Origin of the sequence: Pseudomonas sp. RC2C2 (genome assembly GCF_018390435.1) — a bacterium.
In the GTDB taxonomy this organism is placed as follows: Bacteria; Pseudomonadota; Gammaproteobacteria; order Pseudomonadales; family Pseudomonadaceae; genus Aquipseudomonas; species Aquipseudomonas donghuensis.
In genome coordinates this window covers 1,254,826-1,275,690 of record NZ_JAHBAX010000001.1, presented here as the reverse complement: position 1 = coordinate 1,275,690, position 20,865 = coordinate 1,254,826, and the positions used below count along the sequence as shown (strand labels likewise).

Annotated in this window: 18 protein-coding genes; 11 read left to right on the top strand and 7 right to left on the bottom strand. The window is 62.1% G+C overall.

Going from position 1 to position 20,865, the window contains the following annotated elements:
• Positions 1 to 35: 35 nt before the first annotated feature.
• Positions 36 to 812: an L-arginine-binding protein AotJ gene (aotJ, locus tag KHO53_RS05855; protein WP_010220729.1), complete on the top strand. Its 777-nt coding sequence runs from the start codon at positions 36 to 38 to the stop codon at positions 810 to 812.
• Positions 813 to 841: 29 nt separating this feature from the next.
• Here the strand turns inward: aotJ and KHO53_RS05850 are convergent, their stop codons facing one another.
• The 5 genes from KHO53_RS05850 to KHO53_RS05830 form a co-directional block, all read right to left on the bottom strand.
• Positions 842 to 1,468 (bottom strand): helix-turn-helix transcriptional regulator, encoded by a 627-nt coding sequence (locus tag KHO53_RS05850; protein WP_213570086.1) that lies wholly within the window; start codon positions 1,466 to 1,468, stop codon positions 842 to 844.
• Positions 1,469 to 1,542: 74 nt separating this feature from the next.
• Positions 1,543 to 2,673, bottom strand: a complete 1,131-nt coding sequence (locus KHO53_RS05845; protein WP_100782537.1) for an NAD(P)/FAD-dependent oxidoreductase — start codon at positions 2,671 to 2,673, stop codon at positions 1,543 to 1,545.
• A 10-nt stretch (positions 2,674 to 2,683) separates the two neighbouring features.
• Positions 2,684 to 3,634, bottom strand: a complete 951-nt coding sequence (locus KHO53_RS05840) for an ornithine cyclodeaminase family protein (protein ID WP_010220732.1) — start codon at positions 3,632 to 3,634, stop codon at positions 2,684 to 2,686.
• 153 nt (positions 3,635 to 3,787) lie between these two features.
• A complete protein-coding gene (gene rhlB, locus KHO53_RS05835) occupies positions 3,788 to 5,215 on the bottom strand; it encodes an ATP-dependent RNA helicase RhlB (protein ID WP_232531776.1) in 1,428 nt (475 codons plus the stop codon).
• Positions 5,216 to 5,317: 102 nt separating this feature from the next.
• Positions 5,318 to 5,974 carry an alpha/beta hydrolase gene (locus KHO53_RS05830; RefSeq protein WP_010220734.1) on the bottom strand — a complete coding sequence of 219 codons (657 nt, stop codon included), beginning with the start codon at positions 5,972 to 5,974 and terminating at the stop codon, positions 5,318 to 5,320.
• 335 nt (positions 5,975 to 6,309) lie between these two features.
• On the opposite strand from KHO53_RS05830, the gene KHO53_RS05825 reads away from it, so the two are divergent.
• From KHO53_RS05825 to KHO53_RS05810, 4 genes are all read left to right on the top strand, one after another.
• A complete protein-coding gene (locus KHO53_RS05825; protein WP_010220735.1) occupies positions 6,310 to 7,338 on the top strand; it encodes an amino acid ABC transporter substrate-binding protein in 1,029 nt (342 codons plus the stop codon).
• A gap of 67 nt (positions 7,339 to 7,405) precedes the next feature.
• Entirely contained in the window at positions 7,406 to 8,584 is a 1,179-nt protein-coding gene (locus KHO53_RS05820; RefSeq protein ID WP_036996802.1) for an amino acid ABC transporter permease, read from the top strand.
• A 10-nt stretch (positions 8,585 to 8,594) separates the two neighbouring features.
• Complete coding sequence (locus KHO53_RS05815; RefSeq protein WP_010220737.1) at positions 8,595 to 9,692, top strand: amino acid ABC transporter permease; 1,098 nt, start codon at positions 8,595 to 8,597, stop codon at positions 9,690 to 9,692.
• Between the two features lie 10 nt (positions 9,693 to 9,702).
• Positions 9,703 to 10,467, top strand: a complete 765-nt coding sequence (locus KHO53_RS05810; protein ID WP_010220739.1) for an amino acid ABC transporter ATP-binding protein — start codon at positions 9,703 to 9,705, stop codon at positions 10,465 to 10,467.
• Positions 10,468 to 10,546: 79 nt separating this feature from the next.
• Here KHO53_RS05810 and algW read toward each other — a convergent pair whose 3' ends face one another.
• The gene (algW, locus tag KHO53_RS05805) at positions 10,547 to 11,704 is read right to left on the bottom strand and encodes a Do family serine endopeptidase AlgW (protein WP_010220741.1); all 1,158 of its coding nucleotides are present in this window, start codon (positions 11,702 to 11,704) and stop codon (positions 10,547 to 10,549) included.
• Positions 11,705 to 11,933: 229 nt separating this feature from the next.
• Here algW and KHO53_RS05800 point away from each other — a divergent pair, with 229 nt between their 5' ends.
• The 4 genes from KHO53_RS05800 (at position 11,934) to cysN (ending at position 16,144) form a co-directional block, all read left to right on the top strand.
• Positions 11,934 to 12,692 carry a Nif3-like dinuclear metal center hexameric protein gene (locus KHO53_RS05800; protein WP_010220743.1) on the top strand — a complete coding sequence of 253 codons (759 nt, stop codon included), beginning with the start codon at positions 11,934 to 11,936 and terminating at the stop codon, positions 12,690 to 12,692.
• Between the two features lie 136 nt (positions 12,693 to 12,828).
• A complete protein-coding gene (cysD, locus tag KHO53_RS05795; protein ID WP_010220744.1) occupies positions 12,829 to 13,746 on the top strand; it encodes a sulfate adenylyltransferase subunit CysD in 918 nt (305 codons plus the stop codon).
• A 101-nt stretch (positions 13,747 to 13,847) separates the two neighbouring features.
• Positions 13,848 to 14,189 (top strand): four helix bundle protein, encoded by a 342-nt coding sequence (locus tag KHO53_RS05790; protein WP_010220745.1) that lies wholly within the window; start codon positions 13,848 to 13,850, stop codon positions 14,187 to 14,189.
• Positions 14,190 to 14,242: 53 nt separating this feature from the next.
• Complete coding sequence (gene cysN, locus KHO53_RS05785; protein WP_213570085.1) at positions 14,243 to 16,144, top strand: sulfate adenylyltransferase subunit CysN; 1,902 nt, start codon at positions 14,243 to 14,245, stop codon at positions 16,142 to 16,144.
• 56 nt (positions 16,145 to 16,200) lie between these two features.
• Here the strand turns inward: cysN and KHO53_RS05780 are convergent, their stop codons facing one another.
• Complete coding sequence (locus KHO53_RS05780) at positions 16,201 to 16,680, bottom strand: Lrp/AsnC family transcriptional regulator (RefSeq protein ID WP_213570084.1); 480 nt, start codon at positions 16,678 to 16,680, stop codon at positions 16,201 to 16,203.
• Positions 16,681 to 16,808: 128 nt separating this feature from the next.
• Here KHO53_RS05780 and KHO53_RS05775 point away from each other — a divergent pair, with 128 nt between their 5' ends.
• Together KHO53_RS05775 and mdeB are read left to right on the top strand one after the other, a co-directional pair.
• Positions 16,809 to 18,005 (top strand): methionine gamma-lyase, encoded by a 1,197-nt coding sequence (locus KHO53_RS05775; RefSeq protein WP_213570083.1) that lies wholly within the window; start codon positions 16,809 to 16,811, stop codon positions 18,003 to 18,005.
• A 38-nt stretch (positions 18,006 to 18,043) separates the two neighbouring features.
• Positions 18,044 to 20,740, top strand: coding sequence for an alpha-ketoglutarate dehydrogenase (gene mdeB / locus KHO53_RS05770; protein ID WP_374045227.1), 2,697 nt, complete (start codon positions 18,044 to 18,046; stop codon positions 20,738 to 20,740).
• Positions 20,741 to 20,865: the final 125 nt, after the last annotated feature.

The following is a 20,865-nucleotide window of genomic DNA, read 5'->3' as shown; positions in this document are numbered from 1 at the left end:
AACACACCTCCAACAACGAGCGAGAGAGACCCGTCATGAACAAGTTCACCCTGATCAGCGGTCTGGCCATGAGCCTGTTGGCCAGCAGCAGTCTGTACGCCGCTGGGGATACCCTGCGCATCGGCATCGAAGCCGCCTACCCACCCTTTGCCTCGAAGAATGACAAAGGCCAGATCGTCGGTTTCGACTACGACATCGGCAACGCCCTGTGCGCGCAGATGCAGGTCAAGTGTGAATGGAAAGAAGTCGAGTTCGACGGCCTGATCCCTTCACTGAAAGTGAAGAAAATCGACGCCGCGCTGTCGTCGATGACCATCAGCGAAGAGCGCAAGAAGTCCGTGGACTTCACCCACAAGTACTACTTCACCTCATCGCGGCTGGTGATGAAAAAAGGTGCGGTGGTCGATGACCAGTACGAAAGCCTCAAGGGCAAGACCGTCGGCGTGCAGCGGGCGACCACCACTGATCGCTACGCCACCGAAGTGTTCGAACCCAAGGGCATCAAGGTCCAGCGTTACGGCAACAACGAAGAAATCTACATGGACCTGGCATCCGGTCGGGTCGATGCGATTTTTGCCGACACCATTCCCCTGGAAGACTTCCTGTCCATGCCCCGCGGCGCGGACTACGCCTTTACCGGCCCAGAGCTCAAAGATCCGAAATACGTCGGTGAGGGCGCGGGGATTGCCGTGCGCAAGGGCAATGGCGAGCTGGTCAGCCAGCTCAACCAGGCCATCGACGCTATCCGCGCCAACGGCGAATACCAGAAGATCCAGGCCAAGTACTTCAAGTCGGACATCTACGGCGACTGATCGCCGACTCACTCAAGGCCTGGAGCCAGTCAGGCCTTGAGTTCCTTCAGGTGTTTGTACACCGTCGCCCGTCCCATCCCCAGCACATTGGCCACATAGTTGGCCGCACTCTTGCCTTTGAACGCGCCTTCGGCGTGCAGGGCCAGCACCAGTTCGCGCTTGTGGTCGCGGCTGAGCAGGTTGAGGCTCAGTTGCCGTTGACGCAGCCAGCTGTTGAGGAAGGTGTTGATGCGTTCTTGCCAGTCATCGCGAAACAGCGCATCGGGCTGCGGGATCAACTTGCTTGGCGAGAGGAACAGGTCCAGCGCCGCCTTGGCGTTCTCGAACAGAGAGATATTCAGGTTGATGCACAGCACCGCCAGCGGCTTTCCGGCCGGGTCGCGCAGCACGGTGCTCAGCGAGCGGATCTTCTGCCCGTCCCAATTGAGTTTTTCGTAGGGGCCGATGTTGGTCTCGTCGGTGCCCGCCTCGAGCATGTCCTCCAGGGCCGCCTCATCGCCAATCTCGCGCTTGGACAGGTTGTTGGCGATGTAATCGATCTTCTGGCTGTGCAGATCGTGCAGCACTACTTCGGCGTGGGGGAAGAACAGGGTGGCGATGGCGTCGGCGATGGCCCGGTAGTTTTGCAGGGCGGGATCGGGGCGGGGTGTGGGCATTCGGGCAGGCTCCAGGCGGTGTCAGCGCCCTTGGCGAAAGGGCGCTGGGAGTGTGCCGCAATCGCGGCCGGGCGTCACCCTTGCAGGCGGCGCGGCGACAGCATTGCGGCGTTCAGGCCAAAGCCCTTGAGTGCTTCGGGCAAGTCCTCGCCACGCACCAGGGCGGCGCTGGCCTGGCCCATGGCCGGCGAGGTCTGGATGCCATAGCCGCCTTGCGCGGCAACCCAGAACAGGCCCGGTACCTGTGGATCGAAGCCGGCTACCAGGTCGCCGTCGGCAACGAAGCTGCGCAACCCGGCCCAGGTGCGGGTCGGGCGGCGAATGCTCAGGGTGGTGGCTTCTTCGATCTGGTAGATGCCCATGGCGATGTCCAGTTCTTCGGCCTGCACATCATGGGGCTCGACCGGGTCGGCATTGGCCGGAGAGCCGAGCAGCATGCCGGCGTCGGGTTTCATGTAGAACGATTCATCGAGGCTGACCAGCATTGGCCAGGCATGGCTGTCGATACCTTCGGGGCCGGCGAAGATGAACGCGGCGCGGCGCTTGGGCTGCAAGCCCAGCGGCTGGGCGCCGGCCAGTTCAGCGATCTTGTCGGCCCAGGCACCGGCGGCGTTGATCAGCACGGGGGCGCTGAAGCTGCCACGGCTGGTCTGCACCTGCCAGAGACCGTCGGCGTCGCGGCGCAGTTGCTGAACCTCGCAGTCGCTGTGCACCTCGCCCTGCTGGCGGCGAATGCCGCGCAGATAGCCCTGATGCAGGGCGTCGGTGTCGATGTCGCTGGCGCTCGGGTCATACAGGGCGCCATGCACCTTGTCGCGGCGCAGCACCGGCAGGCGCGCGCAGGCCTGCTCGGCGCTGAGCAGCTCGACTTCCGGCACGCAGGCCTTGGCGCTCTGGTACTGGCGCTGCAACTCTTCAGGGTCGCCGTTGAGGTCGACGGTCATTTCCCCGCGCGGGCTGAGCAGCGGGTGCTCGGCGAAGCCTGCTGGCGGGTGGTCGAAAAACGCGCGGCTGGCCAGGGTCAGCGCGCGCACTTGTGGCGTGCCATAGGCGGCGGTGTACAGCGCCGCCGAGCGGCCGGTGGAGTGGTAGCCCGGCTGCGACTCGCGCTCAAGCAGCAGCACCCGGCCGTGGCCGGCCAGCCAGTAGCCGGTGGAGGCGCCGGCAATACCGGCGCCGATGATGATGAAATCAGCCTGTTGCATGGAGGTTTCCTCAGTCGGCGCGTGGCAGGCGGTACAGGGCGTTGGCCAGGGCGATGTCTTCAAGGCCCAGGCCGATGGAGCGGAAGAAGGCGTGGCGCTGGTAGGTCGGTTTTTGCGCTGCGCCACTGATCAATTGCGCCAGATCGCCGACGATCGCTTCGGCTTGCCAGCCATGTTGCTCGGAGGCGATGCGCATCTCACCGGCGCTGCCCGGGGTGGTCACCCGGTAATCGCAGTAGACGTCCATCTCGCTCAAGCTCGCTGGCGGCACTTCATGGGCGCGGACGGCATTGGTACTGATCGAGGTGATCAACGCGGGCTTGCTCAACTGGCGTGGGTCGAGCACCGGGCTGGCCGAGGAGGTGCACAGCAGGATCACGTCGGCATCCGCCACGGCCTGCTCCAGGCTCGCGCAGAGCACCAGACGTGGATCAAGATCGGTCAGGGCCTGGCGCTGCCCGGCCGACTGTTCGCTAAGGCTTGGCGAGTACAGGCGGATATCCTGCCACTCGCGCAGGCCGCGGGCGTAATGCAGGTGCGCGCGGGCAATCGGGCCGCTGCCGACCAGGGTCAGGCGCCGGGCGTCAGTGGCCGCCAGGGCGTCGACGGCCACGGCGGTGGTGGCGGCGGTGCGCGCGGTGGTCAGCTCGCCGGCATCGCACAGGAGCAGGGGTTGGCCGCTGTCCATGGACATCAGTAGGGTCCAGGCGGTGACCAGCGGGCCTTGCTCTCGGACGATGTAGGGCGAGGTCTTGACCCCGTAGACGCGCTCCTGGGCCAGTACGCCGCCATAGTTGATGAAGTCGCCTTTGCCTGCCGGAAACTCCACCAGTTGCTGGGGCGGTTGCACCGCTTGCCCGGCCGCCAGGTCACGGAACAGGTTGCGCAGGATCTGCGGGACATCCACCTGGGCGAGCAGTTGGCGAGCGTGCTGTTGATCGATGACGAGAGGCGCAGACATGCGAAGCTCCAAATGAACTATTTTGTCTATTATGGACTTTTTGTTTATTTGGGCAATATCGGAAGGATTAAATGGACGAAAAGCATCGCGGGGCAAGCCCGCTCCTACAGGTTGGTGTAGGAGCGGGCTTGCCCCGCGATAGGTTCAGCGTTATCAGTGATGCTTGCGCGGTACCGGCTTGAGCAGCTCGGTTGGCGGCATCTCGCAACTGATCTTGCGTCCCAGCAGCGCTTCGATGGCCGGCAGCTGGTAGGAGTCGTCTTCACCAGCGAAGCTGATTGACACGCCGCTGGTGCCGGCACGGCCGGTACGGCCGATACGGTGCACGTAGTCGTCCGGGTCTTCCGGCAGGGTGAAGTTGATCACATGGCTGATGCCGTCGATATGGATACCGCGGCCAGCCACATCGGTGGCCACCAGCACGGTGATGCGCCCTTCGCGGAAGCTCTCCAGGGTCTTGATCCGCTTGTGCTGCGGCACGTCGCCCGACAGTTGGGCGGCGTTGACGCCGTCGCGCACCAGGCGCTCCTCGATGCGCCGCACTTCGTCCTTGCGGTTGGCAAAGACCATCACCCGTTCCCACTTGTTCTCGGTCACCAGGTTGTACAGCAGCTTGTACTTGTCACTGCCGGCCACGGCATAGACGTGCTGCTCGACGGTTTCGCTGGCGACATTCTCCGGTTCGATCTCGACGATTGCCGGGTCCGTGGTCCACTGCTTGGCCAGGTTCATCACGTCTTCGGTGAAGGTAGCCGAGAACAGCAGGGTCTGGCGCTCGCTCTTGGGTGGGGTCTGGCGGATGATCTGCCGAACCTGGGGGATGAAGCCCATGTCGAGCATGCGGTCGGCTTCGTCCAGGACCAGCACTTCGACCATGTCCAGGTGCGCTTCGCCGCGCTGGTTGAAGTCCAGCAGACGGCCCGGGGTGGCCACCAGGATGTCGCAGTGGCGGGCTTCGAGGGCCTTGAGCTGCTTGTCGAAGTCCATGCCACCGACGAAGGTCATGACGTTCAGGCCGGTGTATTTGGTCAGTGCCGCGGCGTCTTTGGCGATCTGTACGACCAGTTCGCGGGTCGGGGCAATGATCAGCGCCCGAGGCTCGCCCATGTAGCGCTCTTTTGGCGGCGGGGTCTGCTGCAGCTGGGTAATGATCGAAATCAGGAAGGCTGCGGTCTTGCCGGTGCCGGTCTGGGCCCGGCCGATGGCGTCTTTGCCACGCAGGGTGTAACCCAGGACCTGGGCCTGGATCGGCGTGCAATACGGGAAGCCGAGGTCGTGGATCGCATGCATCAGCTCGGGCGAGAGCTTGAAGTCATGGAAGCGGGTCTTGCCTTCCTGCGGCTCGACGGCGAAGTCTTCCAGCTTCCAGGTGGAGGCTGCGGGTTTTGGCTTGCGCTCACGGCGCGGCTTGGCCTCAGCCGGTTTTTCGGCGCGAACCGGGGCAGGGGCCTCGGTCTTGAGCGGTGCCGACGGGGCAGGGGCCTGGGGTGCTGCGGGCGGCTGCTTCACGGGGGCAGCGGTTTCGGTGGCGAGTTGCTCAACCTCGCTCTTGCCGAACATCTTCTTGAGTGCTTTGAGCACGGTCATCTCATCAATTGGTTAAGGAATGTACGCCGGGCAGTGTAATGCAAGATTCGGGCGCGGCGTAGTGGATTGCACTGACAACTACAGGGAAGTCTGCTTTTAGCGCAGGCGTTCGCTCAGCCATTGGCCGATATCGTGGATTTCCTTGGGCAGCACCTCGTGCTCCATCGGGTATTCCTTCCACTCGGCGTCGACACCCCAATGCTGGAGGTGCTCAAAGGCGGTACGGCCCATCGCCGGCAGCACCACAGGATCATAAACACCGTGCAGGCACAGGGCCGGGGTCCGTTGCTGGCAGGCGCTCAGTTCGCGTTCCTGGGCGAAGGTCGGGGCATAGGTCGACAGGGCGATAACGCCACCCAATGCTTCCTGCCACTTTATATAGGCAGTGTGCAGCACCACCGCGCCGCCCTGGGAGAAACCGGCGAGGATGATGCGCGCCAGATCCACCCCCTTAGCCTGTTCGGCCTTGATCAGTTCGATCACCTGGTCGGCTGACGCCTGCAGTTGCTCTTCATCGATGGCCCGTGCCGGGGTCATGGCCTTGATGTCGTACCAACTGGGCATTTCATAGCCACCGTTGATGGTTACCGGGCGGGTGGGCGCCTGGGGCATGACGAAGCGGGTGGTCAGCAGCACTTCCTGCAAGGCCTCGGCGACCGGCATGAAGTCGTAACGATCGGCCCCCAGGCCGTGCAACCAGATCACACAGGCATCAGCGTTTTTTTGTGGTTCGAGAATCAGCGGGTGGGTCATGACTGCTCCGAAAGTGTGCGCGCGCTCTTGTTTGCGTGCATGAAATGAAGGCGCGTCGGGTAAATCCGGGAAAAACCTGTCGCAACGCTGCAAGTTTCCCTCTTGACGTGAACTGAAACGCTTTAGCCCCTCAGTGTGGTACGCGCTTTGCTATGAAACTCCTGATGCGAGGTTACACGTTTTGGACGGTAACACCCGTTAGCGGTCCCCAAGGCTGTCACAGAACAGCGCATTGCGCCAATTGACCCAAAAACAAGCCAACACGGGTCGGATGCGCCTCATAAGGGTGCGGTGCAATCCCGGCTCACACAACAAGAGCAAAACTGGAGGTTTGAATGAAGATGTTGAAATCCACACTGGCAGTGGTTACCGCTGCTACCGCGTTGAGTATCAGCGGTTTCGCACAGGCAGGTGCGACCCTGGACGCAGTACAGAAGAAGGGATTCGTTCAATGTGGTGTCAGTGACGGTTTGCCGGGCTTCTCGGTGCCGGATGCCAAGGGCAACATCGTCGGGATCGACGCCGACGTCTGCCGCGCGGTGGCCGCTGCGGTGTTCGGTGACGCCAAGAAGGTCAAGTTCAGCCAGCTCAACGCCAAGGAACGCTTCACCGCGCTGCAGTCCGGCGAAGTCGATGTGCTGTCGCGTAACACTACCTGGACCAGCTCCCGTGACGCCGGCATGGGCCTGGTGTTCGCCGGTGTTACCTACTACGACGGCATTGGTTTCCTGGTCAACAAGAAGCTGGGTGTTTCCAGCGCCAAGGAACTGGACGGTGCAACCATCTGCATCCAGGCCGGCACCACCACTGAACTCAACGTCTCCGACTACTTCCGCGCCAATGGCCTGAAGTACACCCCGATCACCTTCGACACCTCCGACGAGAGCGCCAAGTCGCTGGAATCCGGCCGCTGCGACGTGCTGACCTCCGACAAGTCGCAGCTCTACGCACAGCGCTCCAAGCTGGCCGCCCCGGCCGATTACGTGGTACTGCCGGAGACCATCTCCAAGGAGCCGCTGGGCCCGGTGGTGCGCAAAGGCGATGAAGAGTGGTTCAGCATCGTCAAGTGGACCCTGTTCGCCATGCTCAATGCCGAAGAGATGGGGATCACCTCGAAGAACGTCGAGGCCGAAGCCAAGGCCACCAAGAACCCTGACGTGGCCCGTATGCTCGGCGCCGATGGCGAGTACGGCAAAGACCTGAAACTGCCGAAGGACTGGGTAGTGCAGATCGTCAAGCAGGTCGGCAACTACGGCGAAGTCTTCGAGAAAAACCTGGGCAAGGAAACCCCACTGCAAATCGACCGCGGTCTGAACGCCCTGTGGAACAACGGCGGCATCCAGTACGCGCCACCGGTGCGCTGACGGTTGCGGCCTGCGGCGGCATTCGGCCGCCGCAGGCTGTTCGGTTCCCTTCCTTTCGGGGCATTACATGCAAAATAATATCGGCGCACCCAAGGGACTATCCCTGAGCGATCCACGTGTGCGTGCGTGGCTGTTCCAGATCCTCACCGTGGTCGCGGTGGTTGGTCTGGGCTGGTACCTGTTTCACAATACCCAGACCAACCTGCAACACCGCGGGATCACCTCGGGCTTCGACTTTCTCGAACGCAGTGCCGGTTTCGGCATCGCCCAGCACCTGATCTCCTATACCGAACAGGACAGCTATGCGCGGGTTTTCGTCATCGGCCTGCTCAACACCCTGCTGGTAACCTTCATCGGCATCATTCTCGCGACCCTCTTGGGCTTCATCATCGGTGTGGCGCGACTGTCACCGAACTGGATGATCAGCAAGCTGGCCACGGTGTATGTCGAGACTTTCCGTAACATCCCACCGCTGTTGCAGATCCTGTTCTGGTACTTCGCGGTGTTTCTGACCCTGCCGGGACCGCGGGGTAGCATCAATCTCAACGACACCTTCTTTATCAGCAACCGCGGCCTGAACATGCCCGGTGCGTCCATGGCCGAGGGATTCTGGCCGTTCGTCGTCAGCCTGGCGCTGGCCATCGTCGCCATCGTGCTGATGGTGCGCCTGGCCAACCGGCGCTTTGAGGCCACCGGCGAGCCGTTCCACAAATTCTGGGTCGGCCTGTTCCTGTTCTTCGGCATTCCGGCACTGGGCGTGCTGCTGTTCGGCTCACCGCTGCACTGGGACATGCCGCAGCTCAAGGGCTTCAACTTCGTCGGCGGCTGGGTGCTGATCCCGGAACTGCTGGCCCTGACCCTGGCGCTGACCATCTACACCGCAGCCTTTATCGCCGAGATCGTGCGTTCGGGCATCCGCTCGGTGAGCTACGGCCAGACCGAAGCGGCCCGTTCCCTGGGCCTGCGCGAAGGGCCGACGCTGCGCAAGGTGATCATTCCCCAGGCCCTGCGGGTGATCATCCCACCGCTGACCAGCCAGTACCTGAACCTGGCGAAGAACTCGTCGCTGGCGGCCGGTATCGGCTACCCGGAAATGGTCTCGCTGTTCGCCGGTACCGTGCTCAACCAGACCGGCCAGGCCATCGAGGTGATCGCCATCACCATGAGCGTCTATCTGGCCATCAGCATCAGCATTTCCCTGCTGATGAACTGGTACAACAAGCGCATTGCGCTGATCGAGCGGTGAGGACAAGCGCATGAGTACCCATGTTTTCAAACCCGATATGCCGCCACCGGTCAAAGCCGTCGGCGTAGTCGCCTGGATGCGCAGCAACCTGTTCTCCAGCTGGCTCAACACCCTGCTGACGCTGTTTGCCGTGTACCTGGTATGGCTGATCGTGCCGCCGCTGCTGCAATGGTCGATCGTCGACGCCAACTGGGTCGGCACCACCCGCGCCGACTGCACCAAGGAGGGTGCCTGCTGGGTGTTCATCCAGCAGCGCTTCGGCCAGTTCATGTACGGCTACTACCCCAGTGAACTGCGCTGGCGTGTCGATCTGACTGTTTGGCTGGCGGTAATCGGCGCAGCGCCGCTGTTCATCTCGCGCTTCCCGCGCAAGGCGATCTACGGCCTGGGCTTCCTGGTGCTGTACCCGATCATCGCCTACACCCTGCTGCATGGCGGCTACCTGGGCCTGGCCACGGTACCGACCAGCCAGTGGGGCGGGCTGATGCTGACTCTGGTGATCGCCACCGTGGGCATCGTCGGCGCCTTGCCGCTGGGGATCTTGCTGGCGCTGGGGCGGCGTTCGAACATGCCGGCGGTGAAGGTGGTCTGCGTGACCTTCATCGAGTTCTGGCGCGGCGTGCCGCTGATCACCGTGCTGTTCATGTCCTCGGTGATGCTGCCGTTGTTCCTGCCCGAAGGCATGAGCTTCGACAAGCTGCTACGGGCCATGATCGGCGTGATCCTGTTCCAGTCGGCGTACATCGCCGAGGTGGTGCGCGGTGGCCTGCAGGCCATTCCCAAGGGCCAGTATGAAGCCGCCGCGGCCATGGGCCTGGGTTACTGGCGTTCGATGGGCCTGGTGATTCTGCCGCAAGCCCTGAAGCTGGTGATCCCCGGCATCGTCAACACCTTCATTGCCCTGTTCAAGGACACAAGCCTTGTGATCATCATCGGCCTCTTCGACCTGCTCAACAGCGTCAAGCAGGCCGCTGCCGACCCGACCTGGCTGGGCATGGCGACCGAGGGCTACGTATTCGCCGCCCTGGTTTTCTGGATTTTCTGTTTCGGTATGTCCCGCTACTCCATGCATCTGGAGCGCAAGCTGGACACAGGCCACAAGCGTTAGGAGTGTTCCCATGAGTGAAGCGATCAAACAGCCTGTGAGCCCTGAAGGCATTATTCAGATGCAGGGCGTGAACAAGTGGTACGGCCAGTTCCACGTGCTCAAGGACATCAACCTGAATGTGCGCCAGGGCGAGCGTATCGTGCTGTGCGGGCCGTCGGGTTCGGGCAAGTCGACCACCATCCGTTGCCTCAACCGCCTGGAAGAGCACCAGCAGGGGCGCATCGTCGTCGATGGCGTGGAGCTGACCAACGACCTCAAGCAGATCGAAGCGATCCGTCGCGAAGTCGGCATGGTGTTCCAGCATTTCAACCTGTTCCCGCACCTGACCATCTTGCAGAACTGCACCCTGGCACCGATGTGGGTACGCAAGATGCCCAAGCGCAAGGCCGAGGAAATCGCCATGCATTACCTTGAGCGGGTGCGCATTCCGGAGCAGGCCAACAAGTTCCCGGGGCAGCTGTCCGGTGGTCAGCAGCAACGGGTAGCGATTGCCCGGGCGCTGTGCATGAAGCCGAAGATCATGTTGTTCGACGAACCGACCTCGGCGCTGGACCCGGAGATGGTCAAGGAAGTGCTCGATACCATGGTTGGCCTGGCGGAAGACGGCATGACCATGCTCTGCGTGACCCACGAGATGGGCTTTGCCCGTACCGTGGCGAACCGGGTGATCTTCATGGACAAGGGCGAGATTGTGGAGCAGGCAGCGCCGGACGACTTCTTCGACCGGCCGCAGAATGAGCGGACCAAGCTGTTCTTGAGCCAGATCCTGCACTGAGGCCATTGGGGCTGCCTTGCAGCCCATCGCTGGCCTTGCCGGCGATGGCTGTGCAACAGCCCCGCTTCTTGGCAGAAGGTTAGTTTTCTTCTTTGGCCGCCGGTGCCGGCGGTGGACGCAAGCCGATTTCGGCGGTCAGCTTGAGCTCCTTGCCATTGCGCATGACCTGGATCGCCACTTTGTCGTTGGGTTTGATCCGCGCCACCTGGTTCATCGAGCGGCGGCCATCGCCGGCCGGCTCGCCATTGATGCTCAGGATCACGTCACCCAGCTCCAGGCCGGCCTTTTGCGCCGGACCATCACGGAAAATCCCCGCGACAACGATACCCGGGCGCCCCTGCATGCCGAACGACTCGGCCAGCTCCTGGCTCAGCGGTTGCACCTCGATGCCCAGCCAGCCACGAATTACCTGACCGTGCTCGATGATCGACTTCATCACCTCCAGGGCCAGCTTGGTCGGAATGGCAAAGCCGATGCCTTGCGAGCCGCCGGACTTGGAGAAGATCGCCGTGTTGATGCCGGTGAGGTTGCCGTTGGCGTCGACCAGCGCACCGCCGGAGTTGCCCGGGTTGATTGCGGCGTCGGTCTGGATGAAGTCTTCGTAGTTGTTCAGGCCCAACTGGTTACGCCCGGTGGCGCTGATGATGCCCATGGTCACGGTCTGGCCGACGCCGAAGGGGTTGCCGATGGCCAGGGCGACGTCGCCGATGTGGATGTTGTCGGAGCGGCCGATGGTGATCGATGGCAGGTTCTTCAAGTCGATCTTCAGTACCGCGAGGTCGGTTTCCGGGTCGCTGCCGATCACCCGCGCCAGGGTTTCACGGCCGTCCTTGAGCGCCACCACGATCTGGTCGGCACCGGAGGTCACGTGGTTGTTGGTCAGCAGGTAGCCTTCCGGGCTCATGATCACCGCCGAACCCAGGCTCGACTCCCAGCGGCGCTGCTTGGGCAGGTTGTCACCGAAGAAGCGGCGGAACTGCGGGTCTTCGAACAGCGGGTGGGCGGTCTTGTTGACCACCTTGGTGGTGTACAGGTTGGCCACTGCCGGGGCGGCGATGCTCACGGCGTCGGCGTAGGACACCGGCCCCTGCATGATCCGCGTGGTTTGCGGTGCCTGTTGCAGGTTGACGTCCTGGCTGGGCAGGCCGACCCATTGCGGAAAGCGCTGAATGACCAACAGGGCGATCAGCACGCCGACCAGCAGCGGCCAGCCAAAGTAACGCAAAGCCTTGAACATTGAACAAATCCTGGGAGTTGGCAGAGGGCCGATGACAGCTGGGAGCGTGAACGCGCGCGATCATACTGCGCTCGGGCGCGTGCAGGAACTGTTTAATCGTCACGAAAACCAACAACGCCAGCCCCCAGGCAACTGCCGTCGGTTTCCCCAAACCCGGCGACGGCCCATAATGACGCTCATTATACGAGGCCTTGGGCCGCGCTGAACTGCGAAATTGAGGAGTCTTTTCATGGCTGTTGCCCTGAGCACCCTGGTCGAGGAAGCCGAACGCTACCTCGGCAGCGCCAAAATCCAGGACTACTGCCCCAACGGCCTGCAGGTCGAGGGCCGCCCGCAGGTGACTCGCATCGTCAGCGGCGTTACCGCAAGCCAGGCCTTGCTCGATGCTGCGGTCGAAGCCGAAGCCGACCTGGTGCTGGTGCACCACGGCTACTTCTGGAAGGGCGAGAACCCGTGCATCACCGGCATGAAGCAGCGTCGGCTGAAAACCCTGCTCAAGAACGACCTGAGCCTGTTGTCCTACCACCTGCCGCTGGACCTGCACCCGGAAGTCGGCAACAACGTGCAGCTGGCGCGTCAGCTCGACATCACCGTCGAAGGCCCGCTGGACCCCGAGAACCCGCGGATCGTCGGCCTGGTCGGTTCGCTGGCCGAGCCGATGTCGGCACGCGATTTTGCCCGCAAGGTACAGGAGGTGATGGGGCGCGAGCCGCTGTTGATCGAAGGCGAGCAGATCATTCGCCGGGTCGGCTGGTGCACCGGTGGCGGTCAGGGCTACATCGACCAGGCGATTGCCGCCGGCGTCGACCTGTATTTGAGTGGCGAAGCCTCCGAGCAGACCTTCCACAGCGCCCGCGAGAACGGCATCAGTTTCATCGCCGCCGGCCACCATGCCACCGAGCGTTACGGTGTGCAGGCGTTGGGTGATTACCTGGCCCGGCGCTTTGCCCTGGAGCACCTGTTCATCGACTGTCCGAACCCGATCTGAGGCTAAAACGGCAGGGCATATTCTTATACTGTTTCGTTCTAGTTGGCCGCCTAAATAGAATCGGGCGCTGTGATAAAGTGGCTCGCTCGAACACGGCCCGCTGGCCGTCCATAAGATCGTATTTCCGTGAGTAACCATGGTCGACAAACTGACGCATTTGAAACAGTTGGAGGCGGAAAGCATCCACATCATTCGTGAGGTGGCCGCCGAGTTCGATAACCCGGTGATGCTGTACTCGATTGGCAAGGACTCGGCCGTGATGCTGCACCTGGCGCGCAAGGCCTTCTTCCCGGGCAAGCTGCCGTTTCCGGTGATGCATGTCGACACCCAGTGGAAATTCCAGGAGATGTACAGCTTCCGCGACAAGATGGTCGAGGAAATGGGCCTGGAGCTGATCACTCACGTCAACCCGGACGGCATCGCCCAGGGCATCAACCCGTTCACCCACGGCAGTGCCAAGCACACCGACATCATGAAGACCGAGGGCCTGAAACAGGCGCTCGATAAGTACGGCTTCGATGCCGCCTTCGGTGGTGCGCGCCGCGACGAAGAGAAGTCGCGGGCCAAGGAGCGCGTCTACTCGTTCCGCGACAGCAAGCACCGCTGGGACCCGAAGAACCAGCGTCCCGAGCTGTGGAACGTGTACAACGGCAAGGTCAACAAGGGCGAATCGATTCGCGTGTTCCCGCTGTCGAACTGGACCGAGCTGGACATCTGGCAGTACATCTACCTCGAAGGTATCCCGATCGTGCCGCTGTACTTCGCGGCCGAACGCGAAGTGATCGAGAAGAACGGCACTCTGATCATGATCGACGACCCGCGCATCCTCGAGCACCTCTCGGAGGAAGAAAAGGCCCGTATCGTCAAGAAGAAGGTGCGTTTCCGTACCCTTGGCTGCTACCCGTTGACGGGCGCGGTGGAGTCGGAGGCCGAAACCCTCACCGACATCATTCAGGAAATGCTCCTGACGCGCACTTCCGAGCGCCAGGGCCGCGTCATCGACCACGATGGCGCCGGCTCCATGGAAGACAAAAAACGGCAAGGGTACTTCTAAGCTTCAAGTTACAAGCGGCAAGCTGCAAGTTAGAAGCAAGATGCGTAGCTTCTGGATTTTGTCGGCTGCCGCCCCATTGTGGGCGCGTGAGAGTGCTCACAATGGACTTTGAGAAGCTTGCTGTTTGGCAGAGAAGCAAAGATTTGACGGTAGCGATTTACAGGCAGCAGAGGGTGTGCCGGGATCTTGGATTCAAGGATCAGATCACGCGGGCGGCACTTTCTATCCCGTCGAATATCGCTGAAGGCATGGAACGGAGAACGGCAAAAGAAAAGGTTCGTTATCTGTGTATTGCCAAGGCTTCCTGCGGTGAGTTGCGTACGCAGATCATCATCGGGGGAGAGGTAGGCTATCTGCCAAAGCCTTTGTCGAATGAGTGGATTACAGAGACTCGTGAGCTTTCAAGAATGCTGAGCGGGTTGATCAACAAAATTTCTGACTAGTTGTATGCCGACAAGCTTGCCGCTTGAAGCTTACAGCTTGGAGCTTGAATGTAATGAGCCACCAATCTGATCTGATCAGCGAGGACATCCTCGCTTACCTGGCCCAGCACGAACGTAAAGAGCTGCTGCGCTTCCTTACCTGCGGTAACGTCGATGACGGCAAGAGCACCCTGATCGGGCGCCTGCTGCACGACTCGAAGATGATCTACGAAGATCATCTGGAAGCCATCACCCGCGATTCGAAGAAAGTCGGCACCACCGGTGACGACATCGACCTGGCGTTGCTGGTCGACGGCCTGCAGGCCGAGCGCGAGCAGGGCATCACCATCGATGTGGCCTACCGCTACTTCTCTACCGCCAAGCGCAAGTTCATCATCGCCGACACCCCGGGCCATGAGCAGTACACCCGCAACATGGCCACCGGTGCGTCCACCTGCGATCTGGCGATCATCCTTGTCGATGCCCGCTACGGCGTGCAGACCCAGACCCGTCGGCACAGCTACATTGCCTCGTTGCTGGGCATCAAGCACATTGTCGTTGCGGTCAACAAGATGGACCTCAAGGGCTTCGACGAGGGCGTGTTCGACAGCATCAAGGCCGACTATCTGAAGTTTGCCGAGGCTATCAACATGACCCCGAGCAGCCTGCACTTCGTGCCGATGTCGGCGCTCAAGGGCGACAACGTGGTCAACCGCAGCGAGCGTTCGCCGTGGTACACGGGCCCGGCATTGATGGAAATCCTCGAAACTGTGGAAGTCGCGGCCGACCGCAACTTCACCGACCTGCGCTTCCCGGTGCAGTACGTCAACCGCCCGAACCTGAACTTCCGTGGCTTTGCCGGTACCCTGGCCAGCGGCGTGGTGCACAAGGGCGATGAAATCGTCGTGCTGCCGTCGGGCAAGAGCAGCCGGGTCAAGTCCATCGTCACCTTCGAGGGTGAGCTGGAAAACGCCGGCCCAGGGCAAGCCGTGACCCTGACCATGGAAGACGAAATCGACATCTCCCGTGGCGATTTGCTGGTACATGCCGACAACGTGCCGCCGGTGACCGACCAGTTCGACGCCATGCTGGTGTGGATGGCTGAAGAGCCGATGCTGCCGGGCAAGAAATACGACATCAAGCGCGCCACCAGCTATGTGCCGGGCTCGATTGCCAGCATCGCCCACAAGGTCGATGTGAACACCCTGGAGCTGGGCGCCGCCAGTGCCCTGCAGCTCAACGAAATCGGCAAGGTCAAGGTCAGCCTCGACGCGCCGATTGCGCTGGACGGCTATGACAGCAACCGCACCACCGGTGCCTTTATTGTCATCGACCGCCTGACCAACGGCACCGTCGGCGCCGGCATGATCATCGCGCCACCGGTTGTGCCTCATGGCACCGTCGGCCAGCACGGCAAACTGGCTCACGTGGACACTGCAGAGCGTGCCCTGCGCTTCGGCCAGCAGCCGGCCACCGTGCTGTTCAGCGGCCTCTCGGGCGCGGGCAAGAGCACCCTGGCCTACGCCGTGGAGCGCAAGCTGTTCGACATGGGCCGTGCGGTGTACGTGCTCGATGGCCAGAACCTGCGTCACGACCTGAACAAGGGCCTGCCGCAGGACCGTGCCGGGCGTACCGAGAACTGGCGCCGTGCCGCGCATGTTGCGCGTCAGTTCAACGAAGCTGGCCTGCTGACCCTGGCCGCCTTCGTCGCCCCGGATGCCGAAGGCCGCGAACAGGCCAAGGCGCTGATCGGCAAGGAGCGTTTGCTCACCGTCTACGTCCAGGCATCGCCTTTGGCTTGCCGTGAGCGTGACCCGCAGGGCCTGTATGCCGCCGGTGGCGACAACATTCCGGGCGAAAGTTTCCCATATGACGTACCGCTGGATGCGGACCTGGTGATCGACACCCAGAACCTCAGCCTGGAAGACGGCGTCAAACAGGTGCTGGACCTGCTGCGCAAACGTGGCGCGATCTAAGCGTTAGCGCTGAACAGGAAACCCCACTCAGGTGGGGTTTTTTGTTGGTTGTAAACTCAGATGTGCTTTTCCGACACCGGAATCACCCGTTTCTCCTTCACCGCCTTGAACGAGAAACTCGAGTAAATCTCCTTCACCCCCGGCAAGGTCTGCAGCACTTCCCGCGCAAACTCACCGAATGACTCCAGGTCCCGGGCAAGGATTTCCAGGAGGAAGTCATAGCGCCCGGAGATATTGTGGCAGGCGACGATTTCGGGGATTTCCATCAGCCGCTGCTCGAAGGCGCGGGCCATTTCCTTGGTGTGCGAGTCCATCATGATGCTGACGAAAGCGGTCACGCCAAAACCCAGGGCCTTGGGCGAGAGGATGGCCTGGTAGCCGGTGATATAGCCGGTCTCTTCCAGCAACTTCACCCGTCGCCAGCATGGCGAGGTGGTCAGCGAGACCTGGTCGGCCAGTTCGGACACCGTCAGCCGGGCGTTGCCTTGCAGGGCTGCGAGCAAGGCGCGGTCGGTGCGGTCGATGGCTGTAGGCATGTTTTACCCTCCGTGGTCTGGATTTGTTGTTTTTATGTCAATAACCACCCGCAGGGACGGCTACATTTGGAAAAAAATCAGCACCTCAGTGGCATAAGCTTATAACAAACCACTAGAGGCTGTTTGCCATGAGCGGCTCCAATAACAAAACAGGTTTTGCCACCCGCGCCATTCACCACGGTTACGATCCGCTGGAACACAACGGGGCCCTTGTGCCACCGGTCTATCAGACGGCTACCTTCGCTTTTCCTACCGTCGAGTACGGCGCTGCTTGCTTCGCCGGGGAACAAGCCGGGTACTTCTACAGCCGTATCTCCAACCCGACCCTGGCCCTGCTGGAGCAACGCATGGCCTCACTGGAGGGCGGCGAAGCGGGGCTGGCACTGGCCTCGGGAATGGGCGCGATCACCGCCACGCTATGGACGCTGCTGCGTCCCGGCGATGAGGTGCTGGTAGGGCGGACACTGTACGGCTGCACCTTCGCCTTTTTGCACCACGGCATCGGCGAGTTCGGGGTCAAGGTCCGGCATGTCGACATGAGCAATTTACACGCGGTCGCTGCGGCGATCAGCGACAAGACCCGGGTTATCTACTTCGAAACCCCGGCCAACCCGAACATGCACATGACCGACATCGGCGCCGTGGCCAAGCTTGCGCACGCGCACGATATCAGCGTGGTGGTCGACAACACCTACTGCACCCCGTACCTGCAGCGGCCGCTGGAGCTGGGTGCCGACCTGGTGGTGCATTCGGCGACCAAGTACCTCAGTGGCCATGGCGATATCACTGCCGGCCTGGTGGTCGGGCGCAAGGCGCTGGTCGATCGGATTCGTCTGGAAGGCTTGAAGGACATGACCGGTGCGGTGATGTCGCCGCACGACGCCGCTTTGCTCATGCGCGGGATGAAAACCCTGACCCTGCGCATGGAACGCCACTGCAGTAACGCCCAGGCCATCGCCGAATACCTGCAGCAACAGCCGGAAGTCGAACTGATCAATTACCCCGGTTTGCCCGGTTTTGCCCAGTACGAGCTGGCCCAGCGGCAGATGCGCTTGCCTGGCGGCATGATCGCCTTCGAACTCAAGGGCGGCATTAGCGCCGGGCGGCGTTTCATGAACGCCCTGCAATTGTTCAGCCGTGCCGTCAGTCTCGGTGATGCCGAATCCCTGGCTCAGCACCCGGCAAGCATGACCCACTCCAGCTATACCCCAGAGGAGCGTGCCCAGTACGGCATCTCTGAAGGGCTGGTAAGGCTGTCGGTGGGGCTTGAGGACATCGACGATCTGCTGGCGGATATTCAACAGGCGCTCAAGGCCTGCGCCTGAACCCTTCACGGACGAGGTCAAATGCAATGGTGGCAATGATGACCCTTGTGCCTGGCGAAGGTATGCCGCGGCGTCCGGGCGATCCGCAGCTGGACAGTGACCCGGGAGAAACCGCCGAGTGGCTGGAGGCGCTGGATTCGACCCTGCTGCACTGCGGCCCGGAGCGTGCGCAGTTTCTGCTTGAGCAGCTGCAAACCCATGCCCGTGAGTTGGGGCTGGAGCGCGGCGTCCAGGCGTTTTCGGCTTATCGCAATACGCTGTCGGTGGAACAGCAGGGCGCCTATCCGGGCGATCTGGAGCTCGATGAACGCATCACCAGCATCCTGCGCTGGAATGCCCTGGCCATGGTGATGCGGGCCAACCATGCCTATGGTGACCTGGGTGGGCATATCGCCAGCTATGCGTCGGCTGCGGAGATTTTCGAAGTCGGTTTCCAGTATTTCTTTCGCGGTGAGGCGGGCGCTGAGCAGCGTACGGCTGACCTGGTGTTTTTCCAGCCGCATTCGGCTCCGGGCATTTACGCCCGGGCCTTTCTTGAAGGCCGCCTGAGCGAAGAGCAATTGGCCAGCTACCGTCAGGAAGTGGCCGGCAACGGCCTGTGCTCTTATCCGCATCCGTGGCTGATGCCCGACTTCTGGCAGTTTCCCACCGGCTCCATGGGCATCGGCCCGATCAACGCCATCTACCAGGCGCGCTTTATGCGCTACCTGCACAACCGCCAGTTGCTCGACACCAGCGCCCGGCATGTCTGGGGGGTGTTTGGCGATGGCGAGATGGATGAGCCGGAATCCATTGCCGGTTTGACACTGGCTGCCCGCGAGCAACTGGATAACCTGACATTTGTGGTCAACTGCAACCTGCAGCGCCTCGACGGCCCGGTGCGTGGCAACGGCCAGATTATCCAGGAGCTTGAGGCACTGTTCAGTGGCGCTGGCTGGAACGTGATCAAGGTGCTCTGGGGCTCGGAGTGGGACCCACTGTTCGCGCGCGACACCGAGCACGTGTTGTTGCGCCAGTTGGCGGCGACACCGGACGGGCAGTTCCAGAACCTTGGGGCCAAGGATGGGGCCTACAACCTCGAGCACTTTTTCAATCAGCAGCCGGCCTTGCAGAAGCTGGTCGAGCACATGAGTTCGGCCGAGATCAACGCACTCAAGCGCGGTGGTCACGATTTTCGCAAGCTTTATGCCGCTTTCGCCGCCGCCAAGGCCTGCAAGGGCCGGCCAACGGTAATCCTGGCCAAGACCAAGAAAGGCTATGGCATGAGCGCTGCGGGCGAGTCGCGGATGACCGCGCACCAGGCCAAGAAACTCGATGTGCAGGCCTTGCTGGCGTTCCGTGACCGTTTCCATTTGCCGCTGTCGGATGCGCAGGTTGAGCAGTTGCAGTTCTATCGGCCGGCCGAGGGCAGCCCGGAGATGCGCTATCTGCGTGAGCGTCGCGCCGCTCTTGGTGGGCCGCTGCCTGCCCGGCGCAGCGATGTGCGTCCGGTGCCGGTACCGGCGCTGGAGGCCATGGGCGGCTTCGCCCTGCAGGCCGACGGCAAAGAAATGTCCACCACCATGGCTGCCGTGCGCATGCTCAGCGCCTGGCTCAAGGCGCCGCAGTTGGGGCCGCGTGTGGTGCCGATAGTGGCCGACGAGGCGCGCACCTTCGGTATGGCCAGCCTGTTCCGCCAGATCGGCATCTATTCACCCCAGGGGCAGTGCTACGAGCCGGAAGACGCAGGGTCGCTGCTGTCCTACAAGGAAGCGCGCGATGGCCAACTGCTGGAGGAAGGCATCACCGAGGCCGGCGCGATTTCTTCCTGGGTGGCCGCGGCAACGTCCTACGCAGTGCATGGCGAGCCGATGCTGCCGGTGTACATCTATTACTCGATGTTTGGCTTCCAGCGTGTCGGCGACCTGATCTGGGCCGCCGCCGACCAGCGTGCCCGTGGCCTGCTGCTGGGGGCCACAGCCGGGCGCACGACGCTGGGTGGGGAAGGGTTGCAGCACCAGGACGGTTCGAGCCTGGTGATGGCTTCGATGGTGCCCAACTGCCGCGCCTGGGAGCCGTGCTTTGCCGGTGAACTGGCGGTGATCCTCGAATACGCCGCGCGGCGCATGCTGGTCGAACAATGCGACGAATTTCACTATGTCGCGGTGATGAACGAAAACTATCCACAGCCGTCCCTGCCAGTGCAGGTGCATGAAGAGGTCTTGCGCGGCATGTACCGTTATGTCGAACAGCAGGTGGCCGATGCCCAGGGGCGCGTGCGCCTGCTCGGCTCCGGGGCGATCCTGCGTGAAGTCATTGCTGCCAGTGAATTGCTGGCCAGCGATTGGCAGGTTGCCAGTGAAGTGTTCAGTGTCACCAGTTTCAGCGAGCTGGCGCGGGAGGCGCGGGATGCTGATCGCGCCAGCCGCCTGGGGCAGGGCAGTGATGATATCAGCCATGTGCAACGCTGCCTGGACGGTGAGGCGCCGGTGATCGCCGCGACCGACTATGTGCGGGCCTGGCCGCAGCTGATTGCCGAGTATGTACAAGCACCTTATGTGACGCTTGGGACTGACGGATTTGGCCGCAGCGATACCCGCCAGCAGTTGCGGCGGTTCTTCGAGGTCGATCGCTTCAGTATCGTACTGGCCAGCTTGCACAGCCTGGTGCGCCAGGGCGGGGTGCAGCGGCGGGTGCTGGATGCGGCGCGGGAGAAGTATGGTTACCGGGAAGGGGAGGCGCCTTGGTACTGCTGACGCTGGCAGGGGCTGCTGCGTAGCCCATATGACCCTGTGGGCGCTGGCCTTGCCAGCGATCGAGCGCATAGCGCTCGCAACGCAGGCGACGCTTATAAAAAAGGCCCCTCACAGGGGCCTTTTAT